The 15,091-nt window shown below is 72.8% G+C and carries 15 protein-coding genes and 1 pseudogene; 9 read left to right on the top strand and 7 right to left on the bottom strand.

The features are described 5' to 3' along the window. Nucleotides 1–54 precede the first annotated feature (54 nt). Together OG625_RS10315 and OG625_RS10310 are read left to right on the top strand one after the other, a co-directional pair. A complete protein-coding gene (locus OG625_RS10315; RefSeq protein WP_329378574.1) occupies nt 55–771 on the top strand; it encodes an AzlC family ABC transporter permease in 717 nt (238 codons plus the stop codon). 5 nt (nt 772–776) lie between these two features. Further along, nucleotides 777–1,085 carry an AzlD domain-containing protein gene (locus OG625_RS10310; RefSeq protein ID WP_329390553.1) on the top strand — a complete coding sequence of 103 codons (309 nt, stop codon included), beginning with the start codon at nt 777–779 and terminating at the stop codon, nt 1,083–1,085. Here OG625_RS10310 and OG625_RS10305 read toward each other — a convergent pair. Continuing rightward, on the bottom strand, nt 1,054–2,064 hold the full coding sequence (locus OG625_RS10305) for a hypothetical protein (RefSeq protein ID WP_329378572.1): 1,011 nt from the start codon (nt 2,062–2,064) through the stop codon (nt 1,054–1,056). The genes OG625_RS10310 and OG625_RS10305 overlap by 32 nt on opposite strands. A gap of 81 nt (nt 2,065–2,145) precedes the next feature. Between OG625_RS10305 and OG625_RS10300 the strand changes: the two genes are divergently transcribed. Both OG625_RS10300 and OG625_RS10295 read left to right on the top strand, forming a co-directional pair. Next, entirely contained in the window at nt 2,146–2,340 is a 195-nt protein-coding gene (locus tag OG625_RS10300; protein WP_267011765.1) for a DUF3046 domain-containing protein, read from the top strand. Between the two features lie 446 nt (nt 2,341–2,786). Continuing rightward, entirely contained in the window at nt 2,787–3,878 is a 1,092-nt protein-coding gene (locus tag OG625_RS10295) for an AI-2E family transporter (RefSeq protein ID WP_443067881.1), read from the top strand. Here OG625_RS10295 and OG625_RS10290 read toward each other — a convergent pair. Together OG625_RS10290 and OG625_RS10285 are read right to left on the bottom strand one after the other, a co-directional pair. Next, nucleotides 3,829–4,587, bottom strand: coding sequence for a Clp protease N-terminal domain-containing protein (locus tag OG625_RS10290; RefSeq protein WP_329378567.1), 759 nt, complete (start codon nt 4,585–4,587; stop codon nt 3,829–3,831). The genes OG625_RS10295 and OG625_RS10290 overlap by 50 nt on opposite strands. 105 nt (nt 4,588–4,692) lie before the next feature. Then, entirely contained in the window at nt 4,693–5,502 is an 810-nt protein-coding gene (locus OG625_RS10285) for a hypothetical protein (RefSeq protein ID WP_329378565.1), read from the bottom strand. An 89-nt stretch (nt 5,503–5,591) separates the two neighbouring features. Between OG625_RS10285 and OG625_RS10280 the strand changes: the two genes are divergently transcribed. Beyond that, a complete protein-coding gene (locus tag OG625_RS10280) occupies nt 5,592–6,215 on the top strand; it encodes a class I SAM-dependent methyltransferase (protein WP_329378564.1) in 624 nt (207 codons plus the stop codon). Between the two features lie 66 nt (nt 6,216–6,281). Here the strand turns inward: OG625_RS10280 and OG625_RS10275 are convergent. From OG625_RS10275 to OG625_RS10260, 4 genes and pseudogenes are all read right to left on the bottom strand, one after another. Further along, nucleotides 6,282–7,324 (bottom strand): annotated as a pseudogene (locus OG625_RS10275) (S66 family peptidase). A 31-nt stretch (nt 7,325–7,355) separates the two neighbouring features. After that, nucleotides 7,356–8,573 carry a winged helix DNA-binding domain-containing protein gene (locus OG625_RS10270; RefSeq protein ID WP_329378562.1) on the bottom strand — a complete coding sequence of 406 codons (1,218 nt, stop codon included), beginning with the start codon at nt 8,571–8,573 and terminating at the stop codon, nt 7,356–7,358. Nucleotides 8,574–8,619: 46 nt separating this feature from the next. Further along, complete coding sequence (locus tag OG625_RS10265) at nt 8,620–8,850, bottom strand: hypothetical protein (RefSeq protein WP_329378560.1); 231 nt, start codon at nt 8,848–8,850, stop codon at nt 8,620–8,622. Between the two features lie 346 nt (nt 8,851–9,196). Then, the gene (locus OG625_RS10260) at nt 9,197–9,643 is read right to left on the bottom strand and encodes a hypothetical protein (protein WP_329378558.1); all 447 of its coding nucleotides are present in this window, start codon (nt 9,641–9,643) and stop codon (nt 9,197–9,199) included. Between the two features lie 255 nt (nt 9,644–9,898). On the opposite strand from OG625_RS10260, the gene OG625_RS10255 reads away from it, so the two are divergent. The 4 genes from OG625_RS10255 to OG625_RS10240 all read left to right on the top strand — a co-directional run bounded on the left by OG625_RS10255 (nt 9,899) and on the right by OG625_RS10240 (nt 15,000). Continuing rightward, on the top strand, nt 9,899–10,342 hold the full coding sequence (locus OG625_RS10255) for a hypothetical protein (protein WP_329378556.1): 444 nt from the start codon (nt 9,899–9,901) through the stop codon (nt 10,340–10,342). A gap of 317 nt (nt 10,343–10,659) precedes the next feature. Continuing rightward, on the top strand, nt 10,660–11,775 hold the full coding sequence (recA, locus tag OG625_RS10250) for a recombinase RecA (protein ID WP_329378554.1): 1,116 nt from the start codon (nt 10,660–10,662) through the stop codon (nt 11,773–11,775). Between the two features lie 3 nt (nt 11,776–11,778). Continuing rightward, nucleotides 11,779–12,351 (top strand): recombination regulator RecX, encoded by a 573-nt coding sequence (recX, locus tag OG625_RS10245; protein WP_329378552.1) that lies wholly within the window; start codon nt 11,779–11,781, stop codon nt 12,349–12,351. Between the two features lie 90 nt (nt 12,352–12,441). Beyond that, nucleotides 12,442–15,000, top strand: coding sequence for an ABC transporter permease (locus OG625_RS10240; RefSeq protein WP_329378550.1), 2,559 nt, complete (start codon nt 12,442–12,444; stop codon nt 14,998–15,000). The last annotated feature ends 91 nt before the right edge of the window (nt 15,001–15,091 follow it).

Raw genomic sequence — 15,091 nt, 5'->3', positions numbered from 1 at the left:
GGGCGCGCAAGAACGTACAAGACGGCCCGGCCGGGCCCCGCATAGTTTCGGGGCGTGGGAGAGCAGAGGACGATCACAGCGCCGGAGATACGAGCGGCAGCGGAAGGGCGGCCGCGTGCGGCCGTCATCAGGGACGCGCTCGGGGTCGGGGTGGCCGTCGGGCTGTCCGGGTTCGCCTTCGGGGTGACCGCCGCCGGGGCCGGGATCAGCACCCTCCAGGCCTGCGTGCTGAGCCTGCTCGTCTTCACCGGGGCCTCGCAGTTCGCGCTGGTCGGGGCGCTGGCCGCGGGCGGGAACCCGTTCACCGCCGCCGCCGGGGCCTTCTTCCTCGGGACCCGGAACGCCTTCTACGGGCTGCGCCTCTCGCAGCTGCTCGCCCTGCCCCGCGCCGTACGGCCCTTCGCCGCGCACTGGGTGATCGACGAGACCACCGCCGTGGCGCTGGCGCAGCCGGACCGCAAGTCCGCCCGGCTCGGGTTCGGCGTCACCGGGCTCGCCCTGTACCTGCTGTGGAACCTCACCACCCTGCTCGGCGCGCTCGGCGCCGAGGCCATCGGGGACACCAACGCGTGGGGGCTGGACGCCGCCGGGCCCGCCGTGTTCCTCGCCCTGCTCGCGCCGATGCTCAAGACCTCCACCGAGCGGGCCGTGGCCGCCCTCGCGCTCGTGCTGGGGCTGGGATTCCTGCCCGTGCTGCCCGCCGGGGTGCCCGTCCTGATCGCGGCCCTCGCCGCGCCCGTCGTGCTCTGGATGAAGGGACGCCGCTCGTGAACGCCATGAACGTCTGGATCGCCATCGGGCTCACCGTCGTCGGCTGCTACGCGGTCAAGCTCGCCGGACTGCTCGTCCCTGCCGGGGCCCTGGAGCGGCCCCTGGTGCGCCGGCTCTCCGCGCTGCTGCCGGTCGCGCTGCTCGCTGCGCTCACCGCCCAGCAGACCTTCAGCACCGGGCACGAGCTCGTCCTCGACGCGCGGGCCGCCGGGCTCGCCGCCGCCGGGATCGCGCTGCTGCTGCGGGCCCCGTTCCTCGTGGTCGTCGCGGCCGCCGTCGCCGTCACCGCGGGCGTGCGGGCCCTGGGCGGGTAGCTCCGGGTGCGGGCAGGCGGCCGTACGCCCTCAGCGTGAGCAGGGCCTCCAGGGTGGCGATCGGCCGCCGCTCCAGCGAGCTGCCCGGCGCCCAGGCCCTGCGGTGCACCGGCCAGCCCCCGTCGGGCTGCTGCTCGGCCGCCAGGAAGTCCAGCGAGCGGCGCAGCTCCTCGTCGGTGAACCAATTCCGGGCCAGGGACTCCGGCCGCCGCGCGTAGTCGTGCGGGAACAGCTGCTCGCCGGGTGCGTAGCCGGGGGCGGGCGGGTACTCCTCGGGCCGCCGCGGGTCGAGTACGACGAGCCGCCGCTCGCGCACCAGCCGCCCGAGCCGGTCGGCGGCCGCCGCGGCGCGGGCCCGGTCGGGCGCCCCGTCGAGGAAGGCCACCGCGGCCTGGACCTCGTACGGATGCGAGTGGCGCAGGCTCTCGACCCGGTCCCAGCAGAAGTCCGTGGCCCGGAACAGCCAGGCGTGCCAGATCCGGTTGCGGTGCAGTACCCCGACCACCGGGCCCGTGGTCAGCAGGTCACCCGGCGGGTCGTCCTGCATCGGGTGGTACGGGGCCGCGGGGTAGCCGCGCGGGGCCGGGAAGACCACCGGAAGCGCGCCGTCCGGGGTGGAGACCCGCGTCAGGTGCCGGCACAGCCGCTCGATGCGCTGCCCGGCGCAGCGGCCCACGCTGTCCAGCACCCGCAGCGCGTGCGAGGTGTGCAGGGGCTGGCTGAGCGGGCCGCGCAGATCCGGGTCGAGCGCGTGGCCGTAGCCGCCGTCGCCGCCCAGGTACGCGCCGAGGGCGGCGTCCACCGCGTCGGCGTCCCCGCCGAGGAAGTGGAACGCGAACCGCCGCTGCTCCAGGACCCGGGCCGTGAGCCAGATGAACTGCTCGGCGCGGGCCAGCGAGGTCGGCGGCGGCGGGGTCTGCGGGGTCGGCGGGGTCGGCGAGGTCGGCGAGGTCGGCGGGGAAGCTTCGTCTCCGGGCATGGGTGCAACGTAGGACGGGGTGCCGGGGAGAAGAGGGCCGAACGCGGCCGGTGCACTCTCACGGGGCGGGATACTGGGGGCATGCGGTTGACGATTTTCTGGGAGCGGATGGCGGAGCACTTCGGTGCGGGCTACGCCGAGTCCTTCGCGCGGGACCACGTCATGACGGAGCTGGGCGGGCGCACCGTCCACCAGGCGCTGGACGCGGGCTGGGAGACCAAGGACGTGTGGCGCGCGGTGTGTTCGGCGATGGACGTACCGGCTTCGCTGCGGTGACACTCTGCCGGACCGGCCGGCCGGCCCGGGTGGGCCCGGGGCCCTGAGGGGCGGGTGCCCGGTGCGGGCGCGGGCCACCGCTTCGTGCTCCGGGGCGCGGGTGGGCCAGACTTGGCCGGGTGGCAGCCACAGAAGAGACGACCGACCAGCCCCCGACCGCCGAAGGCGCACCCGCGCCCGGCCGGGCGGACCCGGCCGGACCCACCACCCCCGTCGCCTCCGCCGGCCCGACGGCACCACCCGGGTCCGCGGCCGCCGGGGCAACGCCGCAACCGGGCACCGCCGAGGTGCCCGAGCAGTCCCGGTCCGAGGGCGACGCAGGCCATGGCCGTGACGTCCCGCGTGCCGGTGGGGCCGGGGGCCCGGAAGCCGGGAGCCCGCAGGGCGGGGCCTCGGGGGCGGGGAGCCCGCCGAGTTCCGCCTACCGCGCCGGAGGCGACACGCGGATGCCGCGTTGGCTGCCGCGCGCGGTGGTCCTCGTACTGGCCCTCGTCGCCTGCTTCCAGCTCGGCAGCTGGGCCTTCCACCAGCTGATCGGGCTGCTGGTCAACATCCTGATCGCGTTCTTCCTCGCGCTCGCGATCGAACCAGCCGTGTCCCGCATGGCGGCCCGCGGCATGCGCCGCGGGTTCGCCACCTTCCTCGTGTTCCTCGGGGTGTTCGTCGCCGTCGCCGGCTTCCTCACGCTGCTCGGCTCGATGCTCGCCGGGCAGATCATCGAGATGGTGGAGGGCTTCCCCCGCTACCTCGACTCGGTGATCGACTCGATCAACTCCACCTTCCGCACCGAGCTCTCCCGGCTGGAGATCCAGGAGAGCCTGCTGCGCTCCGACTGGCTGCGCAAGTACGTGCAGAACAGCGCGACCGGCGTGCTCGACGTCTCCGCCACCGTGCTCGGCGGGCTGTTCAAGCTGCTGACGATCGGGCTGTTCTCCTTCTACTTCGCTGCCGACGGGCCCCGGCTGCGGCACGCGCTGTGCTCCGTGCTGCCGCCCGCGAAGCAGTCCGAGGTGCTGCGCGCCTGGGAGATCGCCGTCGCGAAGACCGGCGGCTACCTCTACTCGCGCGGGCTGATGGCGCTGATCTCCGGAGTCGCCCACTACGTCCTGCTGGCGAGCCTCGGGGTTCCGTACGCGCCCGCGCTCGCCGTATGGGTGGGGCTGGTCTCCCAGTTCATCCCCACCATCGGCACCTACCTCGCGGGCGCGCTGCCGATGCTGATCGCCTTCACCGTCAACCCCTGGTACGCGCTCTACGTCCTGGGATTCGTGGTGGTCTACCAGCAGTTCGAGAACTACGTCCTCCAGCCGAAGCTGACCTCGAAGACCGTGGACATCCACCCGGCGGTGGCCTTCGGATCGGTCATCGCCGGCAGCGCACTGCTGGGCGCGGTCGGGGCGCTCATCGCGATCCCGGCCATCGCCACGCTGCAGGCCTTCCTCGGCGCGTACGTGAAGAGGTACGAGCTGACGGAGGACGCGGCCGCCTCTACTGCCCGCCCGCGGCGTCGCCGAGTACGGATGCCAGGGCTTCGGTGACGGCCGACTCGACGGCGCCCTTGTCCACGCCGAGGCCGCTGAGCAGGCCCTCGCCGTGCTCCTGCTCCAGGAGCGCGAGCAGGATGTGCTCGGTGCCGACGTACGAGTGACCCAGCCGCAGGGCTTCGCGGAAGGTGAGCTCCAGGGCCTTCTTCGCGGACGTGTCGAAGGGGATGAGGTCGGGGACCTCGGCCTGGCCCGGGGGCAGTACGGCGGTCACGGCGGCGCGCACGTCGTCCGACGCGATGCCCTGGGCGCGCAGGGTGGAGGCCGCGAGACCCTCGGGCTCGGCCAGCAGGCCCAGGATCAGGTGCCCGGTGCCGATCTCCACGCCACCGGCGGCGCGGGCCTCGTTCTGGGCGGTCACGACGACGTTGCGGGCGCGGGGGGTGAAGCGGCCGAAGCCCGCGTTCGGGTCGAGGGCGCCGTCGCCCTCCTTGTCGGGCTTGGGCACGAAGCGCTTCTGGGCGGCCTGGCGGGTGACGCCCATGCTGCGGCCGATGTCGGTCCAGGAGGCGCCGGAGCGGCGGGCCTGGTCGACGAAGTGGCCGATGAGGTGGTCCGCGACGTCCCCGAGGGCCTCCGCGGCGACGACAGCGCCGCTGAGCTGCTCCAGGGTGTCGGTGTGGACCTTCTTGATGGCCTCGATCAGGTCGTCGAGGCGCACCGGATTGGTCATGCGAACGGGTTCCACGGGAGGGTTCGTCATGGGTGCAACCGTAGGTTGACAGTCGAATGACTGTCAACCGTTGGTTGTCACCTGGTGGCTGTCGGCGCCGCCGGCCGCTGCCGGCCGGTCGCCAGTCGCCGGTCGCTACGAGCCCGCGCCCCCGGCCTTCGAGAACTTCTCCCACTGGGCCGTCACGATTTCCTCCGGCACCCCGCCGAAGTCCTTCGTGTCGATGATGTCCGACCGGAAGGAGAGGGTCACCGACCCGGAGCGGATCACTGTCAGATAGTCGTAGAGCAGGATGTCCTTGTCCTTCACGTCCTGCGTCACGATGCGGTAGGCGAGCGCCTCGTCGCCGAGCGAGGGAGCCTTGACCGGCTCCACCTTGACGACCTTCGCCGACACCGCCAGGCGCTCCTCGGTGTAACCGCCCGCGCACTGCTTGCCCGCCTCGGCCAGGCTCTTCATCGCGGCGGCCGCGCCGCCGTCCTTGTAGGAGCGCAGCAGGATCTCGGTGTCGACCGTTTGCCATTCGCCGGGCACCCCGGTCTTCGCGTACGCCTGGGCCGTGTGACCGGCCTTGTGGAGGCTGGTCAGCGGCCCGCACACCACGGGCTCGACGTCGTAGAGGTCGCTCATCGGCTCGTCCAGGACCGGTTCCGAGGCCTCGTAGCGTCCCGCCTTGTCGCCCGCGGCGAGCGCCATCGCCTTGAGCTTGTCGACGCCCGGCCCGGCGGGGCCGCCCGAGGCCGCGCTCGGGCTCGCGCTCGCGCTCGGGCCGGTGCTCGCGGCGGCCGAGGCCTTGCCGTCGTCCGCCTTGTTCGCCTGGCCGCTTCCGCCGCCGCACGCCACGGCGCCGGCCAGTACCGCCGCCACCCCGAGTGCGACTGCCGTCGTACGGCGCGCCTTTCCGTTCCCCACCCTGTTCACGTACTGCCGTCCCATCGAGATCATGTCGAATCCATGATTGTGCGGGACGGGCGGCAGCGGCGGGCAGGCGGGGCGTCCCGGTGCCATCCTGGGGGTGAGACACGGAGGTCGAGATGGGTTTCTACGCCGACCGGATCGTGCCGCACATCGTGAACGTCGCCTGCGGAGCCAAGCAGGCGCAGCCGCTCCGGCGCCGGGTCTGTGAGGGCCTGTCGGGCGAAGTGGTCGAGATCGGATTCGGCACGGGACACAACGTCCCCTTCTACCCGCCGGAGGTCACGAGCGTGGCCGCCGTCGAGCCCTCCGACGTCGGGTGGAAGCTGGCAGCCGCCCGGGTCGCGGCCTCGCCCGTGCCGGTGCGGCGGGCCGGCCTGGACGGCCAGTCGCTGCCCTTCGAGGACGACCGTTTCGACTCCGCCCTGTGCACGTGGACCCTGTGCACCGTCCCGGACCCGAGCGCGGCCCTGCGGGAGCTGCGGCGCGTACTCAAGCCCGGAGGGACGCTGCACTTCGTCGAGCACGGCCTCGCCCCGGAGGGGGACTGGCGCGTGCGCCGATGGCAGCGCCGGCTCGAACCGCTCAACATGCGGCTCCTCGGCGGGTGTCACCTCACCCGGCCGACCGTCGACCTGCTGACGGCGGCCGGGTTCACCATCACGGAGCTCGACGTCTTCTACGACACGGGCGCGCCGAAGTTCGTCACCGCGGACTCCCTCGGCACCGCTCTCTCGCTCTGAGTCCGCTGAGCCCTCTGAGTCCTCCTCGGAGCCTTCTGGTCCAGGTCGGCGCCGGCATCCGCCCGTTCAGTACGTGACGAAGATCCGGCGCGCCGGCCCGTCCACCCGGATGCGTCCTCCGACGGGGACCACGAGCTGCGGGTCGGTGTGACCGAGGTCGACGTCGAACACCACCATCGTGTCGGGGGCGTACCGCCGCAGGGCCTTCAGGACGGCCTCGCGCCGGCCCCGCCGGTACTCCGCCCTCTGCTCGGCGTCGAACCGGTTCTCGAAGGACCAGCTCTTCGCCCTGGCCGTCAGCAACGCGGGGAACCGGCGCAGAAGTCCGCGTTCGCCCATGAGCATGAGGATGCGGTGGACCTCGCGGTCGTTCGGCATCTCTTCCGAGGTCTCCGGGAAGAGCACGTTCCCGGCGTAGGCGTCGGGCGGCAGCACGGCACGGTAGGCCATCAGCAGCCAGGACAGGATCTCCAGGTTGCCGCCCCAGCCGATCCCTTCGACGACCCGGTCGGCGTTGTGCCAGGACCAGGTGTCGGCGGATTCCATGGCCGGCTCGGACTCGAAGGTGCGCGGGTCGTCCCAGGGGCCTTCGATGTCGCCGTACGTGCGGGGCGCGGTGAGCTCGTACTCGCCCGGGGCGAACAGCGCCGCGCGGAAGGAGTCGGCCGTCGCCGGGTGCATCGCGCCGGGCCGCCCGAGCTGCACCATCACCGAACCGCCGTGGTAGGCGACGATGCCCAGGTTCCGCAGGAACAGCAGGAGGTTGGTGTTGTCGCTGTAGCCGAAGAAGGGCTTGGGGTTGGCGCGCAGCAGCGCGGCGTCGAGGTGGGGGAGGACGGCGATCTGGTCGTCGCCGCCGATGCCGGCGATGACGGCCTTGATGTCGGGGTCGGCGAAGGCCGCGTGGATGCCCGCGGCCCGTTCCTCGGGCGACGCACCCATCTTCCGGGGCGTCGGATACTCCACCGGCTTCAGTCGAACTCGTCGCGAAGCCGGCGCAGCCCCAACTCGTAGGGCTGGGGGAAGAGGGCGGGCAGGCCGGACGAGGGTGAAAGCACGGCCATCCGGTCCCCGGGGCGGGGCTTCGTGGGGTGGACGGGAGCCGTCATCGGCGTCGTCGTCATCCGGTGATCGTAGGCGTCACAGGATGCGCGTCTCGGCGGAAGGGAGCTTTTCCCACCAGTGGTGGTAGCGGCTGTAGACCGCCGTCTCGCGTTCGCCGAGGAGGAGCCCCAAGGACCGGGCCTCCTCGGCGAGTCCCTCCCAGGTGGCGGGCGAGAGGGGGTGGAACGCGGTGGCCTCGACGCCGTCCTCCGTCGGGCGCCACACGCCGGCGACGTGGCCGTCCACCAGCAGGGTCGGCAGTACGTCGCCGTTGCGCCGGATCACCAGGGGACGGTAGGCCGGGGGTATCACCCGGCTGCGGTCGGCGTAGGCGAGCAGGATGCTGTCCCACATGGCCATCAGCCTGGGTGGGGCGGGGGTCTCGGCGGGCGGCCGGGAGGCGCCCGGAAGGTCGTACAGCGTGTCGCCGTCCGGCCCCCGGAGCTCCTCGACGGCGCCGTCCAGGGCGCGGAGCGCCGCGCGGACGGGGGCCCGCTGCACCATGGCGAACTGCGCCACGTCCGCGACCGACGCGGGCCCGAACCCTGCCAGGTAGCGCAGGACCAGGGCGCGCAGCGCGCGCGGATCAACGGTCCGGGCGGCCGGTACGGCGCCGGTGCCGGGGGCTTCGGGGGGCCCGGCGGCCGTTCCGGCGGTTCCGGCCGTTCCGGCGGTTCCGGCCGTTCCGGCGGTTCCGGTCGTTCCGGCCGCGACGAACGACGGTCGGGGGCCGAACGACCACGGCGCGTCCGTCGGGGCGTGGTGCAGCGCCGCGTACCCTTTCAGCCCCCACCACGCCGCGTCCTTCTTCTCGGCGCCGACCCGCTCCTCGGCCCACGCCTGCATCTCCGCCGAGGTCCGCGGCACGCGGGCGAAGGCCAGCAGGTCCGGTACGAGCGCGTCGGCGTCCGCGGGGGTCAAGCCCGCGCCGGCGAAGCGACCGCCGAGCCGGGCGCCGTACAAGGTGGGCTGCATCGCCGCGCGGAAGTCCGGGTAGTCCTCGGCGTGCACGGCGTGCAGCGTGATCCGCATCAGCGTCGCCTTGACCACCGACCGCCCGGCGAAGGCCGCGTCGAGCCCGGCCGGATCGAACCCGGAGATCCTGTTCCACAGCGCGACGTAGGGCGAGGCCGGATGCTGCGCCTGGAGGGCGACCACGCGCCGCAGCCCGTCGGGGACGGTGAGCGGCTCACGCTCCAGGAGCAACTGGCGGCTGAGGGTGGCCCGGTTGAGTTCGCGCGCGGTGATCGTCACAGGCCAGGATTCTGCCCTGCCCTGCCCTGCCCGCACGTGCGGGGCGTCAGCCCAGGCTCGGCATGAACCCGCCGTGGGCCGCGCCGGAGCCCAGCAGGTGGGCCCAGTCGAACACCTCGGGCAGTTCGTCGAGCGAGAGCACGACCGCGCCGCCGGCCCGTTCGGTGTCCGCGCACCAGTCGCCCATGTCGCCGGGCTCGGCGGCCGTGCCGGCCATCTCGATCACCGGGGCCGCGAGGGCGGGGACGATGAGCCCGGCCTCGCCGGGTCCGTCCACGACGCACAGGGTGAGTTTGGGGACGATGGTCCACCCCTCGCACAGGGGCACCGCCCCGTCGGGCGCGCTCAGGACCGGTAGGGCGTCATGGACCGGGGCATCGGACAGCAGGAGAACCGGGGTTGCACCCCGAACAAACAAAGTCTTCTCAGGACTCAGAAGCATCGGGCCACTCTGTCAGGACGTGGAGGCCGGAGGACCGGCGGGGCAGTGAACGTGGGGCAGGCCGGGCGAGGGCCCGCTTCCACGGCCGGGCCGGCAGCGACTCCGAGGGCCGCCCGGAACGCGCAGGGGCTTCCCCATGGAGAGGCCGACCTCGACGCGGCTCGGCAGCGGAGCGGCTCTGTCAGCCGGGCGTCCCGATCCGTTCTGCTTCGTCGTCGCTCATCGCCGTGTAGACGGTCACGATCGATGCCACGACGTCCACCTCGGCCGGGCCGTCGATACGGAGCCGCGCGAGCTCGTTCAATCCGTTGAATCGGCCGACGAGGCCGACTGCGTCCTCGGGCCAGGGGTGTGGCATCACCGGCAGGTGCGTCAGGGAGATCGCGTCTACGAAGCAGCCAGAGATCTCAGGGGGCTTCGACACCGCGGCGTACCGCACGTCGGACAGGGAAATCACGACGTCGGGCTTCATCGGTCCATCTCTCAAGGTGATCTCCATCGAGTCGTCCTCGTTGAAGGCTTCGAACGAGATCCGGCTGATGAAGTAGCCGGTGAGCGACGCGAGCGTCCGCTCGGAGTTCGCGCACCGATTCTTGAAGGCGCTCGCTGTCTCTCTTCTCCCAGTCACAGGCGGAGACTAGGAGCCGAGCCGATACTCGGCGACCTGAATTACGGGTCGGGTCCTGGTTGATGGCCACCGCAGCCGGCCATCCGGCTTTCGGAGGGCGGCGCCTCCTGGGGCTCCCGGCGCAAGCCGCTGCCCGGCTCGACTTGGAAGTCATCGGGAACGAGGTCGCCAGCCAGGCTGGGGAAACGGATCGACGTCCCTGCGCTGCACGGGCGAGGATGCGGGGACATCACTCGCGCGCTGCCTGGAGGTTCCGTGGGATCCAGGGACGCCGACATCGACTTCACTTTCACGTGCCCGACCACGGTGCGCGCCGTTCTGGACGCCCTGACCGAGGTGGGCTGGTCCGTGGAGACGCAGGTCGGGTGTGTCACGTACATGATCAACGACGCGGACGACGCGTACGAGTGGTACGAAAGCACTCCCGACGGCATCGGCGAGGTGCCGGCGCTGCTGGACGCGCCCGGAAACCTGCCGTACGCGGTGGCCTTCAACGTCTACCACCCGGAGGCGGGGACCGGCGGCATGCTCATGTTCATGCCTGGCCGCACGGATGTCTCCTTCGTGCCTTCCTGTGACCGTCGGCACATCCCGGCGGCGCCAGAGTTCACCGACCTCGCCTGGTACCTGCACGCCCTCGTCCCCGCCCTCGTCAGGGCAGGGCTCGAAGGGTACGAGGCCAGGGAGGTCCGTTACTGACAACGCCGGCGGGCGGTACCGAGCGGCCTGCGGCGTGCTCGCGGAGGCGTCGAGTCAACCGTCCGGCGTCCCGCACCTCGGCCTACGGTCGAACCCGCCCGCCGTGCTCACACTGGCCAACCAAGACGCTCAGTGGCCAGCTGGAACGCTCAGTCACAGCTGCTCAGGGGTGCTGGCGTGGCGCGCTTGACAGGGAAATCGAACATCCATTCTGATGGGTTATCCACAGCCGAACCGGTCGTGGAGGCGCATTGTCAGTGGCAGGCATTAGCGTCAATGGCGTGAAGCGATCGACTCAAGCAAACCGGGTGGAACCCATGGCAGGCACCGACCGCGAGAAGGCCCTCGACGCCGCTCTCGCACAGATTGAACGGCAATTCGGCAAGGGTGCGGTCATGCGCCTCGGCGACAAGCCGAACGACCCCATCGAGGTCATCCCCACCGGATCGACCGCGCTGGACATCGCGCTCGGCGTCGGCGGGCTGCCCCGCGGCCGCGTGATCGAGGTGTACGGGCCGGAGTCCTCCGGTAAGACGACCCTGACCCTGCACGCCGTGGCCAACGCGCAGAAGGCCGGCGGCACCGTCGCCTTCGTGGACGCCGAGCACGCGCTCGACCCCGAGTACGCGAAGGCCCTCGGCGTCGACACCGACAACCTCATCCTGTCGCAGCCGGACACCGGCGAGCAGGCGCTGGAGATCGTGGACATGCTCGTCCGCTCCGGTGCCCTCGACCTGATCGTCATCGACTCCGTGGCGGCCCTCGTGCCGCGCGCCGAGATCGAGGGTGAGATGGGCGACTCGCACGTGGGTCTCCAGGCCCGACTGATGAGCCAGGCGCTCCGTAAGATCACCGGCGCGCTCAACCAGTCCAAGACCACCGCGATCTTCATCAACCAGCTCCGCGAGAAGATCGGTGTGATGTTCGGCTCGCCGGAGACCACCACCGGTGGCCGCGCGCTGAAGTTCTACGCCTCCGTGCGTCTCGACATCCGCCGCATCGAGACCCTGAAGGACGGCACGGACGCGGTCGGCAACCGCACCCGCGTCAAGGTCGTCAAGAACAAGGTCGCGCCGCCGTTCAAGCAGGCCGAGTTCGACATCCTCTACGGCCACGGCATCAGCCGTGAGGGCGGCCTGATCGACATGGGCGTGGAGCACGGCTTCGTGCGCAAGGCCGGTGCCTGGTACACGTACGAGGGCGACCAGCTCGGCCAGGGCAAGGAGAACGCCCGCAACTTCCTCAAGGACAACCCGGATCTCGCCAACGAGATCGAGCGGAAGATCAAGGAGAAGCTGGGCGTGGGCGTACGCAAGGTCGACGCCGCGGCAGCCGACGAGTCGGCGGCAGCGCCGGCCGACGCCGCGGCAGCCGTGCCCGCGCCCGCGACGAAGGCCAAGACGACGGCCAAGGCCGCCGCCTCCAAGAGCTGATCCGTGCGGGAGCAGGAAAGGGGCGGCGGGAGCCGAGGAGGCCGTGAGGCCCGCCAGGAGCTGCCGCCCCAGAGTCCCGAGGAGCAGGCGCGGGCGATCTGCCTGCGCCTGCTCACCGGGATGCCGCGTACACGGCGGCAGCTCGCGGACGCCCTCGCCAAGCGGGGTATCCCCGAAGAGGTGTCGCAGCAGGTCCTCTCCCGGTACGAGGAGGTGGGCCTGATCGACGACGCCGCCTTCGCCGGGGCCTGGGTCGAGTCCCGGCACCGCGGCCGGGGCCTGGCCCGGAGGGCGCTCGCCCAGGAGCTCCGGACCAAGGGCGTGCACGCCACCCTCGTGCAGGAGGCCCTGGAGCAGCTGGACTCCGAGCAGGAGGAGGAGACCGCCCGGGAGCTCGTGGAGCGCAAGCTCCGCGCCACCCGCGGGCTGGACCGCGACAAGCGGATCCGGCGCCTCGCCGGGATGCTCGCCCGCAAGGGATACCCGGAGGGCATGGCCCTGCGGGTCGTCCGGCGCGCGCTGGAGGCGGAGGGCGAAGACGCCGACGAACTCGGGCCGGGGTACTCGGGGGCGTGATCCGGTGCGCCCGGGGTGGGGGTAACCCCCGGGTGCGGACGCCGGGGTACGCCAATGTCAGGAGGCGGGCCCGGCGGCAGAGTTGACGGCATGATGCTGCGTTACGCCCTTCAGACCGTCAGGGACCGCAAAGCCGGATTCCTCGGCGCCTTCGTCGCGCTGTTGTGCGCGGCCGCCCTCGTCACCGCCTGCGGCACCCTCCTGGAAACGGGACTCCGCGGGAAGATCGGGACCGAGCGCTACGCGGCCACGCCGGTCCTCGTCTCCGCCGACCAGAACGTCCACGCGACCACGGTCAAGGAGAAGAAGGGCAAGACGAAGACGAAGCACAAGGCCAAGCCCGTCGCCGAGCGGGCCTGGCTGCCCGCCACCACGGTGGACACGGTCCGCGCCGTGCCCGGAGTCGAGCGGGCCGTGCCCGAGCTCACCTTCCAGGCCGTCCCGCTCCTCAAGGGACAGGGCGCGGCGACACCCTCGTACGGGCACGCCTGGACCTCCGCCGCGCTCACCCCCTTCACCATCGCGGAGGGCCGCGCGCCCCAGACGGGTGGCGAGGTCGTCGTCGACCGGGCGCTGGCCGAGCGGGCAGGACTGAAGGCCGGCTCCCAGCTGACCGTGCAGGCGACCGGCGAGCCGAAGACGTACCAGGTCAGCGGGGTGGCGCAGGGGGCCCGCGGGGACCTCGCCCGGCAGAGCTCGCTCTTCTTCAGCGACGCCGAGGCCCAGCGGCTCGCCGCCCGCGAGGGACAGGTCAGCGCCATCGGGGTACTGCCCGCGCCCGGCGTGAACGCCGGTGAGCTGGCCGGCCGGGTCGAGCAGGCCCTGCGGGGCACCGGAGCGCAGGTCAGCACCGGGGACGAACGCGGGCCCGTGGAGTTCCTCGACGCCGCCGGAGCCAGGATCAAGCTGGTCTCCATGGGCGGCGCGATGGGCGGCACCTCGCTCCTCGTCGCGATCCTCGTGGTCGTCGGCACCTTCGCCCTCTCCGTCCAGCAGCGCTACCGCGAGCTCGCCCTGCTGCGGGCCATCGCCGCCACGCCCCGCCAGCTGCGGCAGCTGATCGGGAGGGAGGCCCTGCTCGTGGGCCTGGCCGCCGGGGTGGCCGGGGCCGTCGCCGGACTGCCGCTCGCCGGCTGGCTGCACGGCCGGTTCGTCGACAGCGGGGTGGTCCCGGCAAGTCTGGAGCGCACCGCCGGCATCTTCCCGATGTTCGCCGCCGTCGCAGCGAGCCTGCTCGGGGCCTGGGCCGCCGCGCGGATCACCGGGCGGCGCATCGCCCGGATCCGTCCCGCCGAGGCGCTCGCCGAAGCCGCCGTCGAGCGGGGGCGGCCGCGCTGGATGCGGACCGCCTTCGGCCTGCTCCTGCTGGCCGGCGGCGCGGTGCTGGTCGTCGTACTGGGCTCGCTGCGCACCGAGCCGGCCTCGACACCGGTGACCTTCCTGGCCGTGGTGGTCCTGGCAGGGGCGGTCTCGCTGCTCGGCCCGCTCCTGGTACGAGGAGCCGCCGCGCTGCTCGCCGGACCGCTGAGGCTGGCCGGTGCCGGCGGCCACCTGGCCACCGCGAACCTGCGCGGCAACGCCACCCGGATGGCCTCGGCCGTCACCCCGCTCGCGCTGCTGGTCGGCATGACCTGCACCGTGCTCTTCATCACCCCGACCCTCGGGGACGCGGCCCGGACGCAGGCCCGCGAAGGGGTCCGGGCCGAGTGGGTGCTGGCCGCGCAGGGGCCGGGGGTCACGCCGGAGGCCGCCGAGCGGATCCGCCGTACGCCGGGGGTCGCGGCGGCCACCGAGATCGTGCACACGTCCGTGCGGGTGGGGCTCACGAAGTACGCCGCGCAGGGCGTGACCCCGGCCGGGCTGACCCGGACCTGGGACCCCAGGGTCACCGGCGGCACCCTGGCCGGCTTCGGGGACGGCGACGCGGCGGTGAGCGAACTCGCGGCGGAGCAGCTGGGGCTGAAGCCGGGCAGCCCGCTCAAGCTGACCCTGGGCGACGGGACCGCGGTCACGCTGAAGGTCACCGCCGTGTACGCGCGGGGGCTCGGCTTCGGGGACCTGACGTTGCCGCACGGGCTGGTGGCCGGGCACATGGACAACCCCCTTGCCGGCAGCGTGCTGGTGGCGACGGAGCCGGGGGCGGACGCGGGGGCGGTCGGGCGTGAGCAGCTGGCCGCGGCCGTGAAGGGGTTCCCGGGGGTGGCGGTGCTGTCCGCGGCCGACGCCGACCGGGTGCGGGCCGAACGGCAGGACGCCGGGGCGGAGATCAACCTCCTGGCCATGGGGCTCGTGCTGGCCTTCACCGCGATCGCGGTGGTCAACACCCTTGCGATGTCCACGGCTGAGCGGGTGCGGGAGTTCGCGATGCTGAGGCTCGCGGGGGCGAAGCGGCGGCAGGTCCGGGGGATGCTGCGGGCGGAGGCGCTCGCGGTGGTCCTGATCGGGGTGGTGCTGGGGTCGGGGATCGCGCTGGCCGTGCTCACCGCTTTCAGCGTGGGCATGACGGGGGCGGCGGCGCCGGCGGTGCTGCCCGTCGCCTACGCGGGGGTGGTGGGGGTGGCCGGGCTGCTGGCCCTGGCGGCCACGTCCCTCCCGGGGAGGGTGGCGCTGCGGGTGCGGCCGGTGGACGTGGCGACCGCCAAGGCGTAGGCCGGCTGCGCCCGAGGCTCCTGGGGCTCCGCCCCAGACCCCGCGCCTCAAACGCCGGCGAGGCTGGATTTGGCCGATGCCGTCCGTCGAC

Origin of the sequence: Streptomyces sp. NBC_01351 (assembly GCF_036237315.1) — a bacterium.
In the GTDB taxonomy this organism is placed as follows: domain Bacteria; phylum Actinomycetota; class Actinomycetes; order Streptomycetales; family Streptomycetaceae; genus Streptomyces.
The sequence above is the reverse complement of the archived record's forward strand: the minus strand, read 5'-3'. Positions and strand labels throughout refer to the sequence as shown.

What these genes read in the sequence shown, in the direction of transcription:
- OG625_RS10300 (WP_267011765.1), top strand. Translation starts at nt 2,146, where the DNA reads ATGCGGTTGACGATTTTCTGGGAGCGGATGGCGGAGCACTTCGGTGCG.
- OG625_RS10280 (WP_329378564.1), top strand. Translation starts at nt 5,592, where the DNA reads ATGGGTTTCTACGCCGACCGGATCGTGCCGCACATCGTGAACGTCGCC.
- OG625_RS10290 (WP_329378567.1), bottom strand. Translation starts at nt 4,587, where the DNA reads ATGACGAACCCTCCCGTGGAACCCGTTCGCATGACCAATCCGGTGCGC.
- recA (WP_329378554.1), top strand. Translation starts at nt 10,660, where the DNA reads ATGGCAGGCACCGACCGCGAGAAGGCCCTCGACGCCGCTCTCGCACAG.
- OG625_RS10310 (WP_329390553.1), top strand. Translation starts at nt 777, where the DNA reads ATGAACGTCTGGATCGCCATCGGGCTCACCGTCGTCGGCTGCTACGCG.
- OG625_RS10295 (WP_443067881.1), top strand. Translation starts at nt 2,787, where the DNA reads ATGCCGCGTTGGCTGCCGCGCGCGGTGGTCCTCGTACTGGCCCTCGTC.
- OG625_RS10285 (WP_329378565.1), bottom strand. Translation starts at nt 5,502, where the DNA reads ATGATCTCGATGGGACGGCAGTACGTGAACAGGGTGGGGAACGGAAAG.
- OG625_RS10240 (WP_329378550.1), top strand. Translation starts at nt 12,442, where the DNA reads ATGATGCTGCGTTACGCCCTTCAGACCGTCAGGGACCGCAAAGCCGGA.
- OG625_RS10305 (WP_329378572.1), bottom strand. Translation starts at nt 2,064, where the DNA reads ATGCCCGGAGACGAAGCTTCCCCGCCGACCTCGCCGACCTCGCCGACC.